General features: G+C 70.4%; 18 protein-coding genes. 10 read left to right on the top strand and 8 right to left on the bottom strand.

Going from position 1 to position 21,196, the window contains the following annotated elements:
• Positions 1-68: 68 nt before the first annotated feature.
• Positions 69-1,070, top strand: a complete 1,002-nt coding sequence (locus tag OHU35_RS29400; protein WP_189723266.1) for a glycoside hydrolase family 6 protein — start codon at positions 69-71, stop codon at positions 1,068-1,070.
• 12 nt (positions 1,071-1,082) lie between these two features.
• Here OHU35_RS29400 and OHU35_RS29395 read toward each other — a convergent pair whose 3' ends face one another.
• From OHU35_RS29395 to OHU35_RS29380, 4 genes are all read right to left on the bottom strand, one after another.
• The gene (locus tag OHU35_RS29395) at positions 1,083-3,038 is read right to left on the bottom strand and encodes a galactose oxidase-like domain-containing protein (RefSeq protein ID WP_405507424.1); all 1,956 of its coding nucleotides are present in this window, start codon (positions 3,036-3,038) and stop codon (positions 1,083-1,085) included.
• A gap of 3 nt (positions 3,039-3,041) precedes the next feature.
• On the bottom strand, positions 3,042-4,880 hold the full coding sequence (locus OHU35_RS29390) for a glycosyltransferase family 2 protein (RefSeq protein ID WP_405507423.1): 1,839 nt from the start codon (positions 4,878-4,880) through the stop codon (positions 3,042-3,044).
• 237 nt (positions 4,881-5,117) lie between these two features.
• Positions 5,118-5,411 (bottom strand): MTH1187 family thiamine-binding protein, encoded by a 294-nt coding sequence (locus OHU35_RS29385; protein ID WP_189723263.1) that lies wholly within the window; start codon positions 5,409-5,411, stop codon positions 5,118-5,120.
• Positions 5,408-5,752 (bottom strand): DUF3817 domain-containing protein, encoded by a 345-nt coding sequence (locus OHU35_RS29380; protein ID WP_189723262.1) that lies wholly within the window; start codon positions 5,750-5,752, stop codon positions 5,408-5,410. Before OHU35_RS29380 ends, OHU35_RS29385 begins: the two co-directional genes overlap by 4 nt.
• Before the next feature lie 219 nt (positions 5,753-5,971).
• Here OHU35_RS29380 and OHU35_RS29375 point away from each other — a divergent pair, with 219 nt between their 5' ends.
• The 4 genes from OHU35_RS29375 (at position 5,972) to OHU35_RS29360 (ending at position 8,646) form a co-directional block, all read left to right on the top strand.
• Entirely contained in the window at positions 5,972-6,604 is a 633-nt protein-coding gene (locus OHU35_RS29375) for an AIM24 family protein (protein WP_405509360.1), read from the top strand.
• A 1-nt stretch (position 6,605) separates the two neighbouring features.
• Positions 6,606-7,256 carry an AIM24 family protein gene (locus OHU35_RS29370; protein WP_189723261.1) on the top strand — a complete coding sequence of 217 codons (651 nt, stop codon included), beginning with the start codon at positions 6,606-6,608 and terminating at the stop codon, positions 7,254-7,256.
• Positions 7,253-8,053 carry an AIM24 family protein gene (locus OHU35_RS29365; protein ID WP_189723260.1) on the top strand — a complete coding sequence of 267 codons (801 nt, stop codon included), beginning with the start codon at positions 7,253-7,255 and terminating at the stop codon, positions 8,051-8,053. Before OHU35_RS29370 ends, OHU35_RS29365 begins: the two co-directional genes overlap by 4 nt.
• Positions 8,054-8,169: 116 nt before the next feature.
• Positions 8,170-8,646, top strand: a complete 477-nt coding sequence (locus tag OHU35_RS29360; protein ID WP_189723259.1) for a MarR family winged helix-turn-helix transcriptional regulator — start codon at positions 8,170-8,172, stop codon at positions 8,644-8,646.
• A 31-nt stretch (positions 8,647-8,677) separates the two neighbouring features.
• On the opposite strand, the gene OHU35_RS29355 is transcribed toward OHU35_RS29360, so the two are convergent.
• Entirely contained in the window at positions 8,678-10,087 is a 1,410-nt protein-coding gene (locus OHU35_RS29355) for a HAMP domain-containing sensor histidine kinase (protein WP_189723258.1), read from the bottom strand.
• Positions 10,084-10,752: a response regulator transcription factor gene (locus tag OHU35_RS29350; protein WP_189723257.1), complete on the bottom strand. Its 669-nt coding sequence runs from the start codon at positions 10,750-10,752 to the stop codon at positions 10,084-10,086. Before OHU35_RS29350 ends, OHU35_RS29355 begins: the two co-directional genes overlap by 4 nt.
• A 116-nt stretch (positions 10,753-10,868) precedes the next feature.
• On the opposite strand from OHU35_RS29350, the gene OHU35_RS29345 reads away from it, so the two are divergent.
• Entirely contained in the window at positions 10,869-11,516 is a 648-nt protein-coding gene (locus OHU35_RS29345) for a PepSY domain-containing protein (protein ID WP_359897368.1), read from the top strand.
• Positions 11,517-11,937: 421 nt separating this feature from the next.
• Here OHU35_RS29345 and meaB read toward each other — a convergent pair whose 3' ends face one another.
• Both meaB and OHU35_RS29335 read right to left on the bottom strand, forming a co-directional pair.
• The gene (meaB, locus tag OHU35_RS29340) at positions 11,938-12,894 is read right to left on the bottom strand and encodes a methylmalonyl Co-A mutase-associated GTPase MeaB (RefSeq protein WP_405509358.1); all 957 of its coding nucleotides are present in this window, start codon (positions 12,892-12,894) and stop codon (positions 11,938-11,940) included.
• A gap of 47 nt (positions 12,895-12,941) precedes the next feature.
• Positions 12,942-14,165, bottom strand: a complete 1,224-nt coding sequence (locus tag OHU35_RS29335) for an acetyl-CoA C-acetyltransferase (RefSeq protein WP_189723255.1) — start codon at positions 14,163-14,165, stop codon at positions 12,942-12,944.
• Between the two features lie 148 nt (positions 14,166-14,313).
• On the opposite strand from OHU35_RS29335, the gene mce reads away from it, so the two are divergent.
• From mce to OHU35_RS29315, 4 genes are all read left to right on the top strand, one after another.
• Positions 14,314-14,754 carry a methylmalonyl-CoA epimerase gene (gene mce, locus OHU35_RS29330; RefSeq protein ID WP_189723254.1) on the top strand — a complete coding sequence of 147 codons (441 nt, stop codon included), beginning with the start codon at positions 14,314-14,316 and terminating at the stop codon, positions 14,752-14,754.
• Between the two features lie 233 nt (positions 14,755-14,987).
• Positions 14,988-18,935, top strand: coding sequence for a polarized growth protein Scy (gene scy / locus OHU35_RS29325; protein ID WP_189723253.1), 3,948 nt, complete (start codon positions 14,988-14,990; stop codon positions 18,933-18,935).
• A 275-nt stretch (positions 18,936-19,210) separates the two neighbouring features.
• Complete coding sequence (locus OHU35_RS29320; protein WP_189723252.1) at positions 19,211-20,146, top strand: cellulose-binding protein; 936 nt, start codon at positions 19,211-19,213, stop codon at positions 20,144-20,146.
• Positions 20,147-20,231: 85 nt separating this feature from the next.
• Positions 20,232-21,194 carry an ABC transporter ATP-binding protein gene (locus OHU35_RS29315; protein WP_189723251.1) on the top strand — a complete coding sequence of 321 codons (963 nt, stop codon included), beginning with the start codon at positions 20,232-20,234 and terminating at the stop codon, positions 21,192-21,194.
• The last annotated feature ends 2 nt before the right edge of the window (positions 21,195-21,196 follow it).

Here is a 21,196-nt window from a genome sequence, read left to right as displayed (position 1 = left end):
TTCATACGAGTATGTAACTATTGACAACGGCTCCATCACTGAACGTCACCTTCCTCACAGGGAGCGGCATGAGACGGCTGATCCACGCCCTCGCGGTACTCGCGGTGCTCGGTCTCGCTGCGGGCTGCTCGTCCGCTCACGGCCGCGCCGAAACGGCGTCCGACACCGGCGACGACACCACGAAGGCCGGCTACACGGCCGGCTCCCCCTTCTGGGTCGACCCCGAGAGCCCGGCGGCCCAGCAGGCGCGGCTCTGGCAGCAGCAGGACCGGGAGGACGACGCCGAGCTGATCCGGCGGATCGCCGACCGGCCGGTCGCACTGTGGCCGCCCGGCCAGATCGATCCGGCACCGACGGTGCGGGCGGCGGCCTCGGCCGCGAGCGAGGAGGGGAAGACGGCGGTCTTCGTCGCGTACAACATCCCGCACCGGGACTGCGGCCAGCACTCGGCGGGTGGGGCGGAGGACGCGGACACCTACCGGGAATGGATCGGGCAGTTCGCCGACGCCCTTGGCGAGGCAGAGGCCCTGGTCGTCCTGGAACCCGACGCGGTCGCGCACATCGTGGACGGCTGCACGCCCGGCGAGTACCACGCCGAGCGCGAACAGCTGCTCAGCGAGGCGATCACCCGGCTGAAACAGCAGCCGAACACCAAGGTGTACCTGGACGCGGGCAACGCGGACTGGATCCGGGAGCCGTACAAGCTGGTGGAGCCGCTGCAGCGGGCCGGGATCGAACAGGCCGACGGCTTCGCGCTCAACGTCTCCAACTTCCAGACCGACGACGAGACCACGGAGTACGGCATCCGGCTCGCCGAGGCCCTCGACGGCAAGCACTTCGTCATCGACACCAGCCGCAACGGCAACGGCCCCCTGCCCGGCGTCTGGTGCAACCCGCCGGGCCGGGCGCTCGGCACCCCGCCCACGACCCACACCGGCGAACGGGCCTTGGACGCCTACCTGTGGATCAAGCGGCCCGGCGAGTCGGACGGAGACTGCGAGGGCGGCCCGGACGCCGGACGCTGGTGGCCGGAGTACGCCCTGGAGCTGGCGCGCAACGCGGAGGACTGATCCGGCCCCCGCTCACTCCACGTGGATCCACTTGGCCCGCGAGGGCGTGCCCTCGCCGTCCGTCACGAACAGCATGTACCAGCCGGGCGGGACCAGGGCCGGGTCGCGGGGCACCTCGAACGTCACCGCGCCGCCCTTCCTGGTGATGTCCAGCTCGATGGAGCGCTGCTCGACGTCGGTCGTGTGCGTGACCGCGCTGGGCCGCATCAGCCGCGCCGCGGCCACACGTTCCGGGTGGTCCGTACGGAACGTGATGCTGTGGTCCTTGTCCAGCCTCGTGGGCCCACCCTTCAGGACGGGGCGGTTCCGGGGGTTCTTGTGCAGCGTGGGCGGGGTGAAGACCTCCATGCGCTGCTCGAAGTGGCCCAGCTTGGTGTTCTGCTGGTTGTCGAAGAGCGGGTCGGAGCCGAAGGTGGCGATCCTGCCGTCGGGCAGCAGCAGCGCCTCGGAGTGGTAGTTGCGGCCCACCCGCGGTGCGGCGGCTTCCCGGAAGGCGTTGCTCTTCGGGTCGTAGAACTGCGCCCTGAGGATGTTGCTGGCGCTGCGACCGCGGTAGTCCCTGGAGCCGTTGGACGTGAACACCGTGTCGTCCGGCATGATCACGCTGTTCAGGTAGCGCGTGCCCTGGGGCAGGTCGGGGCCGTTCCGGAACGCCGGGTTGTCCTTGTTCAGGTCCACGACGGCCGTGCGCGGGGTCGCCTTGCTCGACTCGCCGACGCCGCCTCCGCCCAGGATCATCACCTTCTGGTCCTGCGCCGGGGGCAGTAGCAGGGAGGCCGAGGTCTCGGTCTGGTCGAGGTCCGTCAGCCCCGGCACCTTGCGGAACGTGTTCTTCTCCAGGTCCCACAGGCCCGGCTCACGGCCCCGGTCGGCGGGCCCGTAACCGGCGTTGGAGGCCGGGTAGAACAGCTTGCCGCCCTTGGTGAGGAACAGGGCGGGGTACGTCGGGAAGTACCGCTTGGGTCCCGGCGACCACTTCTTGGTCTCCGGGTCGTAGATCTCGTTGTCGCCCGGGTCGATCATGCCGACGTCGTCCAGGCCGGACACCGCCAGGACCCGGCCGTCGTCGAGGCCGACGAGCGTCGGGTACCAGCGGGCCTTGTCCATCGGGTCGACGGGGATGTACTTCTCGGCCTTCGGGTCGAACTCGTAGGCGCCGCGGATGCCCTGGAAGTCCTGCTTGTCGAGGGTGATCTTCTCCGACAGGCCGTACGCGTTGTCGCCGGCCTTGCCCGTCAGGCCGACGATGGCGTACTGCGCCTGCTTCCGGGTGGCCGACAGGGGACCCTTGTCCACGGCCTCCACCCAGACGCGGGCCTCGCTGGCGGTGACCTTGGTCTTCCAGGGCTTCATGACACCGCGGCTGTTGTACGTGATCTTCTGGCTGCGCTTGGCCTTCGGAACGGTGACGTCGAACTTGGTGACGTACTCGAAGCCGGCCGGTGAGCGGAAGCGGGTGCCCTTCTTCAGGAAGACCGCCTTGTCGGGGCTCTCGTTCTTCACGCGCATGCCGCCGCCGGCCCGGGTCACCTCGGCGCCCAGGCGTTCGTAGCGGGCGGTGCCGCCGGCCACCAGCAGGCGGCCGTCGGGGAGCTGGGCGTGGCCGGCGCAGAAGAAGTCCTCCGGGGTGGGGATCTTCTTGAAGGTGTTCTTCTCCGGGTCCCACAGGACGGTGTCGAACTCGCCCTCGTCGAACTTGCGCTGCTCGTTGCCCGACCCGGCGACGATCAGCACCTTGCCCGTGTGCAGCAGGGCCGCGTGGATGGCGTTGGTGCGGTACTCCTCCGGGATGTCGAGCTGGGTCCAGGAGCCGTACTTCGCCATGTACTCGGGCTGGGCGATCTTGTACTCGTGGTACTGCGTGGAGACGAAGTCCAGCGCGGCCGGGGCGTTGAGGCCCGCCAGGACCGCGATGCCGCCGATACCCAGGACGGTTTTCTTGGTCTTCTGCGAGAGCTGGTAGGCCATGGCCTAGCTGCCTCCTGTCGTGGTGCCGGAGACCGGGGCCGCGGGGGACGCGGTGGCGAGGGCCGGGGCGGGGGCGGGCTCGTTGCTTTCGGGCGCGCGTGGGTGCGGGTGCGGGGGTGCCTGTTCCTGTGCTTGCGCGTCGGCGTGGGTGAGCTGCCGGTGCCGCTCCCGGTGGTCCTTCCAGACCGTGGCGGCCCACACCGCGACCGGTGTCAGGGAGATGGCCATGCCGAGCACGGCCCAGGTGCGCATCGCGGCATGCGTGTGGTCCAGGGCCACCGAGGCGGCCAGGGACGTGGCCAGCAGGGCCGCCCAGAAGAGGTGGATACGGAAGGTGGCCGGCTGGTCGGGGGAGGCGTCGTTGCCCTTGGGCGTGACGACGAATCGGCTGGGGCGGCGCATGACCGCCTCACTGAGGGACTTGAGGTAGATCGGCGCGGACAGGGCCGACATCCCCATGCCGGCCAGACCGCCCGAGCCCTCCGGTTCGTGCGGTGAGACGTTGTGCCGGCGGTTCCACAGGTACAGCCCGATCTGGCAGGCGGCGGCGTCGCTGTAGAGCATCATCCAGACCGACACGGCGACCTCGGTGCCGGAGGCGCCGAACCAGAGGAAGAGGAAGCAGCTGAAGATCCCGAGCAGCCAGTTCACGGCCGTCATCGGGTAGTACACGAGCATGAGCGTGTAGGACAGCAGGCGGCCCGGCGGCATGCTGAGGGGCGCCTTCCAGTACTGCGTGATGAGCGTCTCGTAGGTGCCGCGCGACCAGCGCATCTGCTGGGTGAAGAAGTCGGTCCAGGAGGCGGGGCCCTCGCCGACGGCGAGTACGTCCGGGGTGTAGACGGACTGCCAGAAGCGGTTCGTGTCCGGGTTGCGGTGCTGGTGGATCTCGAAGCCGGTGGCCATGTCCTCGGTGATGGAGTCGTACAGCCCGCCGATCTGCTTGAGGACGGAGATCCGTACGACGTTGTTCGTGCCGACGAACATGGGGGCGCGATAGTGGTTGCCCGCGCGCTGGATGAGGGCGTGGAAGAGGAACTGCTGGGACTCGGCGGCCTTGGTGACGGGGTTGTGGTAGTTGCCGTACACCTGGGGGCCGACGACGAAGGCCACGTCGGGGTCCCTGAAGTAGCCCATCATCCGTTCCAGGTAGTTGGGCATCGGTACGTGGTCGGTGTCGACGGACGCGAAGAAGTCGTACGCGTCGCCGTGCATGGCGATCCAGGCGTTGTAGTTGCCGTGCTTGGTGCGGGCCTTGTGGACGCCCGTGTCGCGGTTCCACTCGGGGACGCCGCGGCGGGTGAAGTGGCGTACGCCCAGTTCCGCGCACATGGCCTTGACCTCGGCGTCGTCGCCCTCGTCGAGGAGCCAGACGTCGAGGGGGCCGGTGTGGTGGATGCGGGTGGCTCCTTCCAGGGTCGCGCGGACCATGGCGAGGGGTTCCTTGCCGGGGACGTACGTGGTGAGGAAGGCGACGCGGGTGCCCGGTTCGGGGACGACGGGGACGGGGTCGCAGGCGACCATCGTGGCGTGGGCGACGGAGGCGACGTTGACGAGCATGAAGAGTTCGATGAGGCCGATCGCCATCAGCATGGTGACGTCGAGTCCGATGAGCCAGCGCTGGGCGCCCTCGCGTTCCACCCAGTGGGTGGGCCAGACGAGGTAGACCAGCAGGGCGCCGGTGAACAGCGGTGCGAGGCTCATCAGGAGGACGGCTCGTATTCGGCGGGGCTCGCGGGCGAGGAGCGAGACGTACTGAACCCGGTACTCCTCACCGGACGGCTCCGTGAGCGGTCCGGCGAGTCGGCTGTAGGAGTCGTAGTCGTAGCCCTCCGGCCGCACAGCGCCCTCCAGTAATTGAGGCCTGATCGAAGCGCGGTACCTCGATACCCATACAAAAGTGGACCTTTGGGGCGCTGTCGAACTGAGAGCGTCCAGGTGGGTGGGGTGACGCATATGCCCCCGGCAGCCTCAGGCGCCCCGTGGCGCCGGGCTGCGGACCGCCCCGGCCTCAACATGAGGGAACCCCGGCCCGCATCGGACCAGGGTTCCCGTCGTCACTTCTGTTCTCGAGTACGCCTACTCGGCGAGATGCCGCTCCACCGTCTCGACCTTGGAGGTCAGACCGTCCGTCACCCCGGGCCGGATGTCCGCCTTGAGGACGAGAGACACCCGGGGCGCCCGCCGCTCGACCGCGGCCACGGCACGCCGGACGACGTCCATGACCTCGTCCCACTCCCCCTCGACGGACGTGAACATCGCATCGGTCCGATGGGGCAAACCCGACTCACGGACCACCCGCACGGCGTCGGCGACGTATTCCCCCACGTCCTCACCGACCCCCAGCGGCGTCACGGAAAAGGCGACGATCACGCGCTCACAGCCCCTTCCCTGCGCGCCCGGGACGCGATGACCGCGTCCTCGGCCTCACGCCGCAGCTTGCGGTCGGCGAAGAAGCCGCCGGTGGGCAGCACCGAGAGGACGAAGTAGAGCGCGGCGGTCTTCACCGACCACTTCGTCCGGTTCCACGCGTCGGCCCAGAAGATCACGTAGAGGACGAACAGAACACCGTGCACCATGCCCATCACCGGCACGGCATTGAACTCCGTGGTCCGCTTCAGCACCGAGCAGACCAGCAGGAGAAGGAAGGAGATCGCCTCGGGTGCCGAGACCAGGCGGAGGCGGCGGAGGGCGGCGGCGGTCTTGAGGTCCACGGGTCACCTTCGGTGGGAGAGACGCGGCGGTCTGAACGGGCTGTCGGTCTGAGGGTTTGTGAACGCACGCACAAGCGTCCCGCCCATTGTGGCAAACAGCCGGAGCGCCCTCGGCCCGGGGTCCGGCTCCCCGGCCCCTAAGGGTGCGATCAGGGACGTTCTCCACCCACGGACCCTGTCCACAGGGCCCGGCCTGCGGCTACCTTCCCGTACGTGGCGATGTTCCGACTTCAGAGCAACAAGGTGCTCGCCGTCGACATGACCGGAGATGCCGTGAAGGCGAAGAACGGCTCGATGGTCGCGTACGACGGCGAGATGGCCTTCAAGAAGCTCAGCGGCGGCGGCGAGGGCATCCGGGGCATGGTGACCCGGCGGCTGACCGGTGAGCAGATGACGTTGATGGAGGTGAAGGGGCGCGGCACCTGCTGGTTCGCGGACCGCGCCTCCGAGATCAACCTGGTCGGCCTCCAGGGCGACAAGCTCTACGTCGAGTCGAGCAACCTGCTCGCGACCGACGGCGGGCTGCGCACGGGGACGGAGTTCACCGGCCTGCGCGGCGCCTCGCAGGGCAACGGGCTGTTCACGACGTCCGTCGAGGGCCACGGCCAGGCGGCGATCATGTCGGACGGGCCGGCGGTCGTGCTGCGGGTGAGTTCGCAGTATCCGCTGACCGTCGACCCGGGTGCCTATGTGGCGCACCAGGGCAACATCCGGCAGTCCTTCCAGTCCGGTGTGACGTTCCGCACGCTGCTCGGGGAGGGCGGCGGCGAGGCCTTCCAGATGCGGTTCGAGGGGGACGGGCTGGTGTACGTGCAGCCGAGCGAGCGGAACACGATCGCGGGAGACGTGTGACATGGCCTTCCGGGAGATCAACGCGAAGATGGTCGAGGCGACGGTGACGCCCGGTCAGCGGCTGTTCAGTCAGCGCGGCGCGATGCTCGCGTACCAGGGCGAGGTGTCCTTCACGCCCAACACCGCGGGCGGCCAGGGCGGGATCATGTCGATGATCGGCCGCCGGGTCGCCGACGAGGACACGCCCCTGATGACCGTCGAGGGCAGCGGCACCGTCCTCTTCGGGCACGGCGGGCACCACATCCAGGTGATCCGGCTCGCCGGCGACACGCTGTACGTCGAGGCGGACCGCCTGCTGGCCTTCGAGGGCTCGCTCCAGCAGGGCACGATGTTCCTCGGCTCGCAGGGCGGCGTCATGGGCATGGTCCGCGGCCAGGTCAGCGGCCAGGGGCTGTTCACGACCACGCTGAAGGGGCACGGCGCCGTCGCGGTCATGGCCCACGGCGGGGTGATCGAGATCCCGATCACGCCCCAGCGGCCGGTGCATGTGGACCCGCAGGCCTACGTCGCCCACCACGGCGACGTCCGCAACAAGCTGTCGACCGCCCTGGGCTGGCGGGACATGGTGGGCCGCGGCTCGGGCGAGGCGTTCCAGCTGGAGCTCAGCGGCAGCGGTGCGGTGTACGTCCAGGCGTCGGAGGAGAAGCTGTGAGCACGTACGGAACTCCGGGCGCCGGCCCCGCGGTCTTCGACCCGGCGTCGCTGCCGCCCGACGACAACGTCAACCCCTACACCTTCTGTGTGGAACTGAAGGGGAGCCAGTGGTTCCTGCAGAAGGGGAAGATGATCGCCTACTACGGCTCGATCGACTTCAACGGCGTCGGACACGGTCGGCTGGACCGTCTCGTCCGCACGTCGTTCCATTCGCCTCTGCACGCGAGCGACTGGGTCGTGGCCGAGGGCTCGGGCAAGATGCTCCTCGCCGACCGGGCCTTCGACGTGAACTCGTTCGACCTCGAGGACGGCAATCTGACCATTCGCTCGGGCAACCTCCTCGCTTTTCAGCCAACTCTCTCGCTGAAGCAATCAATCGTGCCGGGTTTTCTGACCCTCATCGGAACCGGAAAGTTCGTGGCCGCGTCGAACGGCCCGGTGGTGTTCATGGAACCCCCGATCCGGGTCGACCCCCAGGCCCTGGTCGGCTGGGCCGACTGCCCCTCGCCCTGCCACCACTACGACCACGGGTACATGACCGGCGTCATGGGCGGTCTACGTGCGCTGACGGGCCTCGGAGGGGTCTCCGGCGAGGAGCACCAGTTCGAGTTCGTCGGCGCCGGCACGGTGCTGCTCCAGTCGTCCGAGACCCTGATGGCCGAGCAGGCCACGGGGACCGTTCCGCACCAGGCCGGTGTGCCCGGCGGCGGGGCATCCGGCCCCCCGCCAGGTCAATCCGGCGCACCGCGTCTTCCCGGACAGCTGGGGGACCTCCAGCGTCGCTTCGGGCTGTGAGCGGTAGTCTGCGGAGTGTGACATCGAACGCCTGCGCACCAATGTTCGGCAGGTGTGCGTCGTCACACGAAAACCCTCACTAGTTCGCCTTTCAACATTTTAGGTAGACTTCATTCATGGAGACCGAGACGGCCACGCGCTGGCTGACCGATGCGGAGCAGTGCGCTTGGCGCACCCACCTGGAGGTCAACAGGCTGTTGACGTACCAGCTCGAAAAGGACCTGCAGCCGTTCGGCCTGACAATGAACGACTACGAGATCCTGGTGAATCTCTCCGAGTCGGAGGACCAGCGGATGCGGATGAGTGACCTCGCCTCCGCCACCCTCCAGTCCAAGAGCCGCCTCTCGCACCAGATCACGCGCATGGAGAACGCGAGCCTGGTCCGGCGGGAGAACTGCGAATCCGACCGCCGGGGGCTCTACGCGGTCCTCACCGACCACGGCATGGCGACGATGCAGAAGGTCGCGCCCCACCATGTGGCGTCCGTGCGGAGGCACTTCATCGACCTGCTGTCCCCCGAGGCCCTGACGGAGCTCGACAAGGCCCTCAAGCCCATCGCGGAGCACCTGCGCGGCCAGCGCGGGCGCCCCTGACCCTGACAGCACACCCTGGCCGGCCGGGGGCCTAGGCGAGCGGCAGGCGGAGTTCGAACAGGGCTCCGCCTGCGGGCCCCTGTCCGGCGGTGAGCGTGCCGCCGTGCCGTACGGCGACGTCCCGGGCGATGGCGAGCCCCAGCCCGGCACCGCCGTCGTCCCGGCTGCGGGCGGCGTCCAGCCGTACGAACCGTTCGAAGATCCGCTCCCGGTCGGCCTCGGGCACCCCGTCCCCGTCGTCCGCCACGCCGACCACGGCCCGGTCACCCTCCCGCCGCACGCTCACGGTGACGGCCGACCGGGCATGCCGCTGGGCGTTGTCGAGCAGATTGGCGAGCACCCGCCCCAGCTGCCCCCGCGATCCGGCCACTTCCACCGGCTCCGCGTCCACCGTCACACCCGTCCGCCCCTCGGCCTCCTCCCGGGCCAGCCCGGCGAGGTCGACCCCCGCGTCGTTGGGCCGCTCCCCCGCGTCCAGCCGGGCGAGCAGCAGCAGGTCGGCGGCGAGCCGCTGGAGCCGTACGGTGTCCTCCACGGCCCCGTCGAGGTCCAGCAGCTCGGGATGCGCGGCGGCCACCTCCAGCTGTGTGCGCAGTGAGGCGATCGGGCTGCGCAGCTCGTGGGACGCGTCGGCGACGAAGCGCCGCTGCCGCTCCACGGAGGTCTCCAGCGCCGCGAGCGTCTCGTTGGTGGTGCTGGCGAGCCGGGCGATCTCGTCGTGCGTGTCCGGCTCCGGGACGCGCCGCGCGAGGTCCTGGGACTGGGTGATCGCGGCCATCTCGCTCCGGATGCCCTCGACGGGGCGCAGCGCCCGCCGGGTGACCAGCCAGGTCACTCCCCCGACGACGCCGAGCAGCAGCGGGAACCCGATCAGCATCACCGTCAGCGCGGTCCGCACGGCCCCGTGCTCGGCGGCCAGCGGCGAACCGGCGTAGACCTTGAGGGTCCCCCGGTCCTGGGTCTCCACCTCCACGGCGGCGAACCGGTAGTCCTCCGCCTCACCGTCGATGGTCGCGGACCCGTTGCTGAAGACGCTCTCCCCGGCGATCTCCCCGGGCTCGAGGGCCTCTTCGTGGTCGTCGGCGTCGTCGTCCTCGTCCCCGCGGGGCGCGGCGGGCGGCTGCGGCTTCACCTGCTCGGAGTCGGTGCCGCTGATCTTCTGGAGATCCTCACTGGCCGCGACCACCCGCTTGTGCTCGTCGAGGACCTGCACCGGTCCGTCGTCACCGTCCAGCCCGGACAGCTTGTCGTACGGCGTCCCGGCGGCGAGCTCGGAGGCGACGGCCCGGGCGGACTGCTCGGCCTGCGTCCCGGCCTCGCCGATCAGATTGGACCGCAGCGACAGCAGCACGGCGGCCCCGGCCGCGACGAGCGCCACCGCGACCACGAGCGTGGCACCCAGCGTGGCCCGCGCCCGGACGGACCCGAACAGCCGCCTCATGGCGAGGTCTCCAGCCGGTACCCGGCCCCGCGCACGGTCCGGATCAGCCCGGGCCGCAGCTTCCGCCGCAGGGTGCTGATGTACACCTCGACGATGTTGGGGTCACCCTCGTACGCGAAGTCCCACACATGTTCGAGGATCTCGGACTTGGACACGACCTCCCCGGCCCGCAGCACGAGATGCTCCAGCACGGAGAACTCCTTGGTGGTCAAGGAGACTTCGTCCTCCCCCAGGAACACCCGCCGAGCAGCCGTATCCACCTTCAGCTCACCGTGCACATGCACGGGCGAGGCCCCGGCACCCACGCCACGCCGCCGCAGCAGCGCCTTGATCCGGGCGACGAGCACGACGTACGAGAAGGGCTTGGTCAGATAGTCGTCCGCACCGGTGTCGAGCCCCTCCGCCTCGTCGTACTCGCCGTCCTTGGCGGTCAGCATCAGGATCGGCACCTCGTGCCCGGCGGCGCGCAGGGCGGCGCAGACCCGGTAGCCGTTGAGGCCGGGCAGCATGATGTCGAGGATCACCAGGTCGTACGTCCCCTCCGAGGCCTGGTGCAGCCCCTCCCGTCCGTCGTGGACGACGTCCACGGCGTACCCCTCGGCCGTCAGACCCCTGGCGAGCGACAGGGCCAGCCGCTTCTCGTCCTCCACGATCAACAGGCGCATGGGTAAAGAGTCGCAAAACCAAGCTGAAGATCCCTTCAGGGGGCTTCAGGTTCCTCTCAGCCTCGGTCAGCCACCTTGGAACACGTCGAAAACAAACCGACTCGGGAGGAACCCCCATGAAGCGCAACATCGTGATCGCCGCTGTGACCGCTGCCGCTCTGATCGGAGGCGGTACGGCCACGGCCCTCGCGACCACGGGAGACGGCGGGGGCTCGGCGCGGCAGGCGGCGAACACGCGGGTGTCGGACGACGACGTCCGTGACGACCAGGACGACCGCGACGACGACACGAAGGCGGCTTCCGGCGACGTGACGGCGCCCGAGGCGATCGCCTCCGCGCTGAAGCACACGCCCGGCACGGTCGTGTCCGCCGAGCTGGACGACGAGGACGACAGCGACAAGGTGATCTGGAAGGTCGACGTCTTGTCCGGTGACAACACCTGGCAGAGCGTCCGCGTCGACCCGTCCAACGGCAAGGTCCTCGGTGCGCAGACCGACGACGAGGACGACACGGCGCAGGTGCGGGCGGCCCTGAAGGGCTCCTCCGTGACGGCCGAGGAGGCCGCGAAGGCTGCCGCAGGCAAGGGCACGGTGACGTCCGTCGACCTGGACGAGGACGGCAAGAACAAGTCCTGGGAGGCCGAGACCCGCAAGTCCGGCGGCGCCGAACAGGACTGGAAGATCGACCTCAACACGGGCAAGGTCACGGCGGACCACTCGGACGCCCAGGACGACGACGCGGACGACGTCGACGACCAGGACTGACCTGCCACTGCCAGTTTTCAACCGCCCCGGCGTCGCTGCTGACGCCGGGGCGTTGCGCAACCCGGCGGAGCGGGGTGCCGCTGCGCCCACCCGTGCCGCCCCCAGCGGCACGCATGCCCGCAGCTAGGGCGGGTACGGCGCCCGCAGCGACGGCCTGCGCCAGCCAGAGCGGCTCGCGACAGCCCGCAGCTGGAGCGGATGGCGCAAGCCACGACGCACCGGAGCGGATGCGCAAGCCACGAGCACCCGCACCCGCGTACGGCGAGAAGGGGCCGTGTCGGGGGGTGTCCGCCCGCAGCTGGTTGGCGCGTCAACGAACAGTCAGTCGGCGTGAGACCCCATCGCGCCGTTCCGAGGACGGACACCCCCCGACACGGCCCCGACCCACCACCACCGCACAGGCGCTCAGGCGCTCAGGCGCTCAGCCCTCCGTCAACCCCGCCACCAGCTCATCAGCCGCCCGATAAGGATCCAGCTCCCCGGCCACGATCCGCTCGGCCAACGCCCCCAGCCGCCGGTCGCCGTGCAGATCCCCGATCCGCTCCCGCAGCGCCGTCACCGCGATCGTCTCGACCTCCCGCGCCGCCCGGGACGCCCGCCGCTCCGCGAGAACCCCCCGCTCCTCCATCCAGGCCCGGTGTTTCTCCAGAGCCTCGACGACCTCGTCCATGCCCTCGCCCCGCGCGGCGACCGTCTTCACGATCGGCGGACGCCAGTCCCCCGGCCCCCGGGACTCCCCGAGCCCCAGCATGTGGTTCAGCTCGCGGGCCGTCGCATCGGCCCCGTCCCGGTCGGCCTTGTTCACGACGTACACGTCACCGATCTCCAGGATCCCGGCCTTGGCCGCCTGGATCCCGTCCCCCATCCCGGGGGCCAGCAGCACCACGGACGTGTCCGCCTGCGAGGCGATCTCCACCTCGGACTGCCCGACCCCCACCGTCTCGACGAGGATCACGTCACAGCCGGCAGCGTCCAGCACCCGGATCGCCTGGGGCGCGGCCCACGCGAGCCCGCCCAGATACCCCCGCGTCGCCATCGAACGGATGTACACCCCGGGATCCGACGCATGCTCCGACATCCGCACCCGGTCCCCGAGCAGCGCCCCGCCCGAGAACGGGGACGACGGGTCGACGGCGAGCACGCCGACCCGCTTCCCTTGCTTGCGATACGCCGTCACCAGCGCCGACGTGGACGTGGACTTGCCGACCCCGGGCGACCCGGTCAGCCCCACCACGTACGCCCCACCCGTCAGCGGCGCCAGCGCCGCCATGACCTCCCGCAGCTGCGGGGACGCCCCCTCCACCAGGGAGATCAACCGGGCCACGGCCCGCGGCCGGCCCTCCCTGGCCTGGGCGACCAGCGTGGAGACGTCCTGCATCACAGCTCCGTTCATGTCATGAAGGCGAAGGGCCGAAGACCCGCCGCTCAGCCCTTCGGCACCCGCACGATCAGCGCGTCACCCTGACCACCACCACCGCACAGCGCCGCCGCACCCACGCCACCGCCCCGCCGCTTCAGCTCCAGCGCGAGATGCAGCACGAGACGGGCGCCGGACATCCCGATCGGGTGACCCAGGGCGATCGCACCGCCGTTGACGTTCACCCTTTCCGTGGACACCCCGAGGTCCTTCATTGACTGCACGGCCACGGCCGCGAACGCCTCGTTGATCTCGACGAGATCGAGGTCCGAGACCTCCAGGCCCTCCTTCTTCAGCGCGTGCGCGATCGCGTTGGACGGCTGGGACTGCAGCGAATTGTCCGGCCCGGCCACGTTCCCGTGCGCCCCGATCTCGGCGATCCACTCCAGGCCGAGCTCCTGGGCCTTGGCCTTGCTCATCACCACGACGGCCGCCGCGCCGTCGGAGATCTGCGACGCGGAACCGGCGGTGATCGTGCCGTCCTTGGCGAACGCCGGGCGGAGCTTCCCGAGCGACTCGGCCGTCGTGTCGCCCCGGATGCCCTCGTCCTTGCTGAACAGCACCGGGTCACCCTTGCGCTGCGGGATCTCGACGGGCGTGATCTCGGCGTCGAACAGGCCGTTCTTCTGCGCGGCGGCGGCCCGCTGGTGCGACAGCGCGGCGATCTCGTCCTGCTCGGCCCGGCCGATGCCCAGCCGGGTGTTGTGCTTCTCCGTCGACTCGCCCATGGCGACGTTCTCGAAGGAGTCGGTCAGCCCGTCGTACGCCATGGCGTCGATCATCTCGACGGCGCCGTACTTGAAGCCCTCACGGGACTTGGGGAGCAGATGCGGGGCGTTGGTCATGGACTCCTGACCGCCGGCGACGACCACGTCGAACTCACCCGCGCGGATCAGCTGGTCGGCCAGCGCGATCGCGTCCAGGCCCGACAGACACACCTTGTTGATCGTCAGCGCGGGCACGTTCATCGGGATGCCGGCCTTGACCGCGGCCTGGCGCGCCGGGATCTGCCCCGCCCCGGCCTGGAGCACCTGCCCCATGATCACGTACTGCACCTGGTCGCCGCCGATCCCCGCACGGTCGAGGGCGGCCTTGATCGCGAAGCCGCCGAGGTCGGCTCCGGAGAAGGACTTGAGCGACCCGAGCAACCGCCCCATCGGAGTACGGGCGCCCGCCACGATCACGGACGTCGAGCCGTTGGTCCCAGAGGTTCCAGGAGTTCCAGAAGACATGAGCTGCGATCCCCTTACCGGCTGCACAGCCGAGGAGTGAACGAGGGTTTACTTCGAATGTACTGACCAGTACTCCACCGCGTCATCGGGCCGTCGGTGTGATCGCGCGCACGTTGCGTAACCACCTCCGGAGCGCTGCACTGAATCCATGCTGACGCGAATCGACCACATCGGAATCGCCTGTTTCGACCTCGACAAGACCGTCGAGTTCTACCGTGCCACCTACGGCTTCGAGGTGTTCCACTCCGAGGTCAACGAGGAGCAGGGCGTGCGCGAGGCCATGCTCAAGATCAACGATACGTCCGACGGCGGCGCCTCCTACCTGCAGCTTCTCGAGCCGACCCGCGAGGACTCCACCGTCGCGAAGTGGCTCGCGAAGAACGGCGAGGGCGTTCACCACATCGCTTTCGGTACGGCGGATGTGGACGGCGAGGCAGCCGATATCCGCGACAAGGGCGTACGCGTGCTGTACGAAGAGCCGCGACGCGGTTCCATGGGGTCACGAATCACCTTCCTGCACCCCAAGGACTGTCATGGCGTACTGACAGAACTGGTCACTTCGGCGCCTGTTGAGTCACCTGAGCACTGACCCTCGTACATAGGGGCCGGTAGGGTTGGGTGCGGTCGCCGCTCAGTGCAGGGTGACCGCGGTCCCGCCGTGCGACGGCAGGACCACCGGGGTCCGGGTTTCGGGGGACGAGCGTCGGGGCAGCAGCCTCTGCTCCGCCGATGATCTGACACCATTCCCCGGGGGCCCCGTTCGGCGGATGGACGGAGCTCGTTTGGAGAGAGTTGCGACCAGGGGACGGATGGGACCGCGCAGTGCGGGGCTACGAGAGCCAGGAGCGAGAGCCGGCGGCTGACGTCGACCACCTCTCTCGGTTCGAAGCCGAGATGAAGCGGCTGAAGACCGAGCGGGAAAAGGCGATCCAGCACGCCGAGGACCTCGGCTACCAGGTCGAGGTGCTGCGTGCCAAGCTGCACGAAGCGCGGCGCACCATCATGTCCCGGCCCTCCTTCGAGGGGGGCGACATCGGCTGGCAGGCCGAGCAGTTGCTGCGCAACGCTCAGATGCAGGCCGACCAGATCCGGACGGACGCCGACCGCGAGCTGAGCGAGGCCCGGGCGCAGACCCAGCGGATCCTCCAAGAGCACGCCGAGCAGGCGGCCCGGCTCCAGTCGGAGCTGCACCAGGAGGCGGTGACCCGCCGCCAGCAGCTCGACCAGGAGCTGGCCGAGCGCCGCCAGACGGTCGAGTCGCACGTCAACGAGAACGTGGCCTGGGCCGAGCAGCTGCGGGCCCGCACCGAGCAGCAGGCCCGGCGCCTGCTGGAGGAGTCACGGGCCGAGGCCGAGCAGGCCTTGGCCACGGCCCGCGCGGAGGCCGAGCGGCTGGCCGGCGAGGCCCGGCAGCGGCTGACGAGTTCGGCCGAGGAGGCCCGCGCCGAGGCCGAGCAGATCCTGCGCCGCGCCCGCACGGACGCGGAGCGCCTCCTGAACGCCGCCTCCACGCAGGCCCAGGAGGCCACGGACCACGCCGAACAACTGCGGACGTCCACGGTCAGCGAGTCGGAGTCCGCGCGCCGCGAGGCCACGGAGCTGAGCAAGGCCGCCGAGCAGCGGATGGCCGAGGCCGAGGAGGCGCTGCGCACGGCGCAGGCCGAGTCGGAGAAGCTGGTCGCGGAGGCCAAGGAGGCCGCCGCCAAGGCCCTGTCGAGTGCCGAGTCCGCGAACGAGACGCGTACGCGCACCGCCAAGGAGCAGGTCGCCCGGCTGGTCGAGGAGGCCACGAAGGAGGCCGAGAACACCAAGTCCGAGGCCGAGCAGCTCGTCGCCGACGCCCGCGCCGAGGCCGAGAAGATCGTCGCGGAGGCCTCCGAGAAGGCCCGTACGTCCACCGCCGAGGAGACCGCGACCCAGCTGTCCAAGGCGGCCAGGACCGCCGAGGAGGTCCTCAACAAGGCGTCCGAGGACGCCAAGAAGACCACCAAGGCCGCTGCCGAGGAGGCCGAGCGGATCCGCTCGGAGGCCGAGGCGGAGGCGGACCGGCTGCGCGCCGAGGCGCACGACATCGCCGAGGAGCTCAAGGGCACGGCGAAGGACGACACCAAGGAGTACCGCGCCAAGACGGTCGAGCTGCAGGAGGAGGCCCGCCGGCTGCGCGGCGACGCCGAGCAGCTGCGGGCGGACGCCGTCGAAGAGGGCGAGAAGATCCGCGCCGAGGCCCGCAAGGAGGCCGTGGCGCAGATCGAGGAGGCGGCGAGGTCCGCCGAGGAGCTGCTCGCCAAGGCCAAGGCGGACGCGGACGAGCTGCGCACGAACGCCCAGGGGGACAGCGAGAAGGTCCGCACCGAGGCCATCGAGCGGGCGACGACCCTGCGCCGGCAGGCCGAGGAGACCCTTCAGCGCACCCGGCAGGAGGCCGAGCGGCACCGCGAGGAGGTCGTCGAGCAGGCCGAGGCCCTCAAGGCGGACGCCGAGCGCGCGGCGGTGGAGCTGCACGAGGAGACCGAGCGCGCCATAGAGGCCCGCCGCGCGGAGGCCGCCGAGGGGCTGACGCGGCTCCAGACGGAGGCCGAGGAGCGGCTGACGGCCGCCGAGCAGGCGCTGTCGGACGCCCGTGAGGAGGCCGCGCGGATCCGCCGCGAGGCCGCCGAGGAGAACGAGCGGCTGCGCGAGGAGGCCGCCGAGCGGATCCGTACGCTCCGGCAGCAGGCCGAGACAGAGGCCGAGCGGCTGCGCGACGAGGCCGCTTCCGACGCGTCCGCCTCGCGCGCCGAGGGCGAGGCCGTCGCCGTACGCCTGCGCTCGGAGGCTTCGAACGAGGCCGAGCGGCTGAAGTCGGAGGCGCAGGAGAGCGCCGACCGGATGCGCGCGGAGGCGCAGGCCGCCGCCGAGCGGCTCGGCACGGAGGCGTCCGAGACGCTGGCCGCCGCCCAGGAGGAGGCCAACCGCCGGCGCCGCGAGGCCGAGGAGCTCCTCGGCAGCGCCCGGCAGGAGGCCGACCAGGAGCGCGAGCGGGCCCGCGAGCAGAGCGAGGAGCTGCTGGCCTCGGCGCGCAAGCGCGTGGAGGAGGCGCAGGCCGAGGCCGTGCGGCTGGTCGAGGAAGCCGACCGGCGGGCCACGGAGATGGTGTCGGCCGCCGAGCAGCACGCCCAGCAGGTACGGGACTCCGTCGCGGGACTGCACGAGCAGGCCCAGGACGAGATCGCCGGGCTGCGCAGCGCCGCCGAGCACGTCGCGGACCGGACGCGGCGGGAGGCCCAGGAGGAGGCGGACCGGGTCCGCACCGACGCCTACGCGGAGCGGGAGCGGGCGAGCGAGGACGCCGGCCGACTGCGGCGCGAGGCGCACGAGGAGACCGAGGCCGCCAAGGCGCTCGCCGAGCGCACGATGTCCGAGGCGATCACGGAGGCGGAGCGCATCCGTGCGGAGGTCTCCGAGCATGCCCAGCGGGCGCGCACGGAGGCGTCGGACGCCATCGCCGAGGCCGAGCAGAACGCCTCGCGCACCCGGGCGGACGCCCGTGAGGACGCCAACCGCATCCGGTCGGACGCGGCGACGCAGGCGGACACCCTCATCACCGAGGCGCGCAACGAGGCGGAGCGGCTCACGACCGAGACGGTCACGGAGACGGACCGGCTGCGGATGGAGACGGTCGCCGAGGCCGAGCGGGTCCGCACCGAATCCCTGAACGAGGCCGAGCGGGTCCGGTCCGAAGCGGCCGGCGAGGCCGATCGGGTGCGGTCCGAGTCCGTCGCCAAGGCCGACCAGCTGGTCGGGGAGGCCACCGGCGAGGCGGAGCGGCTGCGGGCCGAGGCCGCCGAGACGGTCGGCTCGGCGCAGCAGCACGCAGAGCGGGTCCGCAGCGAGGCCGGGCGCGTCAAGGCCGACGCGGAGGCGGAGGCGGAGCGGCTCGTCGCCACCGCGCGCGAGGAGGCCGACCGCACCCTGGACGAGGCCCGCAAGGACGCCAACAAGCGGCGCTCCGAGGCGGCCGAGCAGGTCGACAAGCTCATCACGGAGACCACGGCCGAGGCCGACAAGCTGCTGAGCGAGGCGCAGCAGCAGGCGCACAAGACCACGGCGGAGGCCGAGTCGCAGGCCGACACGATGGTGGGCGCGGCCCGCACGGAGGCCGACCGGCTGGTGTCCGAGGCGACGGTCGAGGGCAACTCGCTGGTGGAGAAGGCCCGTACGGACGCGGACGAGCTGCTGGTCGGCGCGCGTCGGGACGCCACGCAGATCAGGGAGCGCGCCGAGGAGCTGCGCGACCGCATCACGGGTGAGATCGAGGAACTGCACGAGCGGGCCCGCCGGGAGTCGGCCGAGACGATGAAGTCGGCGGGCGACCGCTGCGACGCGCTCGTCAAGGCCGCCGAGGAGCAGCTCGCGAAGGCGCAGGCGAAGGCCAAGGAGATCGTCTCGGAGGCCAACTCCGAGGCGGGCAAGGTCCGTATCGCCGCGGTGAAGAAGGCCGAGGGGCTGCTCAAGGAGGCCGAGCAGAAGAAGTCCACGCTGGTCCGGGAGGCCGAGGAGCTCAAGGCCGAGGCGATCCGCGAGGCCAAGCGCACGGTCGAGGAGGGCAAGCGCGAGCTGGAGGTCCTGGTCCGCCGCCGCGAGGACATCAACGCCGAGATCTCCCGCGTCCAGGACGTCCTGGAGGCACTGGAGTCCTTCGAGGCCCCGGCCGGGGGCAAGGACAACGGAGTCAAGGCGGGCGCGACAGTCGGCGCACCCCGTTCGGGTGGCAAGTCCTCGGAGAGCTAGGGCCATCGGGCGGCCCGTGCCACACTTGGACGGACGCTTCGGGCCATGGCTGCGCGGGGGCGTTGGGGCGCCCCCGCAGCGAGAGGCACCCTGGACGGGAGGCCGATTCCGGGGCCATCCGGGGGCTTTGACCAAGTTTTGGCAAGCCCTCTGCCGCTTAGCCACTCAAAAGGGGTCTCATTTTCCAGATCAAACGCGCATCCGCTCGATGACACACCGTTTCGGCCCCTAGGATTCCACCTATCACCTCACCGGTCTCATTCGACAGGAACCCCATGAGCGACACTTCCCCCTACGGCTTCGAGCTTGTGCGGCGTGGATACGACCGCGCTCAGGTGGACGAACGTATCTCCAAGCTCGTCTCCGACCGTGACAGCGCTCTCGCCCGCATCACCGCTCTGGAAAAGCGCATCGAAGAGCTCCACCTCGAGACGCAGAACGCCCAGGCCCAGGTCACCGACGCCGAGCCGTCGTACGCGGGTCTCGGTGCGCGCGTGGAGAAGATTCTCCGCCTCGCCGAGGAGGAGGCGAAGGACCTGCGCGAGGAGGCCCGGCGCGCGGCCGAGCAGCACCGTGAGCTCGCCGAGTCGGCGGCCCAGCAGGTGCGCAACGACGCCGAGGCGTACTCCTCGGAGCGCAAGGCCAAGGCCGAGGACGAGGGCCTGCGGATCGTCGAGAAGGCCAAGAGCGACGCCTCCCAGCTGCGTTCCGAGGCGCAGAAGGACGCGCAGTCCAAGCGCGAGGAGGCGGACGCCCTCTTCGAGGAGACCCGCGCCAAGGCCGCACAGGCCGCCGCGGACTTCGAGACGAACCTCGCCAAGCGCCGCGAGCAGTCCGAGCGCGACCTGGCGTCCCGTCAGGCCAAGGCCGAGAAGCGCCTCGCCGAGATCGAGCACCGCGCCGAGCAGCTGCGCCTGGAGGCGGAGAAGCTGCGCACGGACGCCGAGCGCCGCGCCCGCCAGACGGTGGAGACGGCCCAGCGCCAGGCCGAGGACATCGTGGCCGACGCCAACGCCAAGGCCGACCGCATCCGTTCGGAATCCGAGCGCGAGCTGGCCGCCCTCACCAACCGCCGCGACAGCATCAACGCCCAGCTGACGAACGTCCGCGAGATGCTCGCGACGCTCACGGGCGCCGCGGTGGCCGCCGCCGGTACGCCGGCCGAGGACGAGCCGATCTCCCGTGGGGTCCCGGCCCAGCAGTCCCGGTAACACGCGGGCATACGGAGTCTGAATCTCCGCAAAGCCCTCTGCCGCTCGGGTGGCAGAGGGCTTTGTCCCGTTCTAGCGTGGCGGCATGATTGAGCTCTCGGGGCTGACCAAGCGTTACGGCGAGAAGGTGGCGGTCAACAACCTGTCCTTCACCGTCAGACCAGGCATCGTCACCGGCTTTCTCGGGCCCAACGGCGCGGGGAAGTCCACGACCATGCGGATGATCCTCGGTCTTGACCACCCCACCGCAGGCGACGTCCGTATCGACGGCAAGCACTATCAGCAGCTCAAGGACCCGCTGACGTACATCGGCGCCCTGCTGGAGGCCAAGGCCTGGCACGGCGGGCGCACCGCCTACAACCACCTGCTGTGCCTCGCGCAGAGCAACGGCATTCCGCGCGGCCGGGTGCGGGAGGTGCTGGAGACGGTCGGGCTGACGGCGGTCGCGAAGAAGAAGACCAAGGGCTTCTCGATGGGCATGGGGCAGCGGCTCGGTATCGCGGCCGCGCTGCTCGGCGACCCGCGGATCCTGATGTTCGACGAGCCGGTCAACGGCCTCGACCCCGAGGGCATCCACTGGATCCGCACCCTGATGAAGTCGCTGGCGGCGCAGGGCCGGACCGTGTTCGTCTCCTCCCATCTGATGAGCGAGATGGCCCTGACGGCCGAGCACCTCGTCGTCATCGGGCAGGGACGGCTGCTGGCGGACACCTCCATGGCCGACTTCATCGCGCGCAACTCACGGTCGTACGTCCGGGTCCGCAGCCCGCAGCGGGAGCGGCTGCTCGATGTGCTGCACCAGGCCGGGATCGTGGCCGTGGAGAGCGGCGAAGGGGTGCTTGAGGTGGACGGCGGCAAGGCCGAGCACGTCGGCGAGCTGGCGGCGCAGCACGGGCTCACGTTGCACGAGCTGAGCCCGCAACAGGCCTCGCTGGAGGAGGCGTTCATGCGGCTGACCGCGGAGTCGGTGGAGTACCACGCACACAGCGAGACGAGCCCGCAGCCGCCACAGCAGCAGCAGTGGGGCGACGGCTGGAAGAGGGGCTGAGC

Origin of the sequence: Streptomyces purpurascens, assembly GCF_045040895.1 — a bacterium.
GTDB classification, from domain to species: domain Bacteria; phylum Actinomycetota; class Actinomycetes; order Streptomycetales; family Streptomycetaceae; genus Streptomyces; species Streptomyces purpurascens.
The sequence above is the reverse complement of the archived record's forward strand: the minus strand, read 5'-3'. Positions and strand labels throughout refer to the sequence as shown.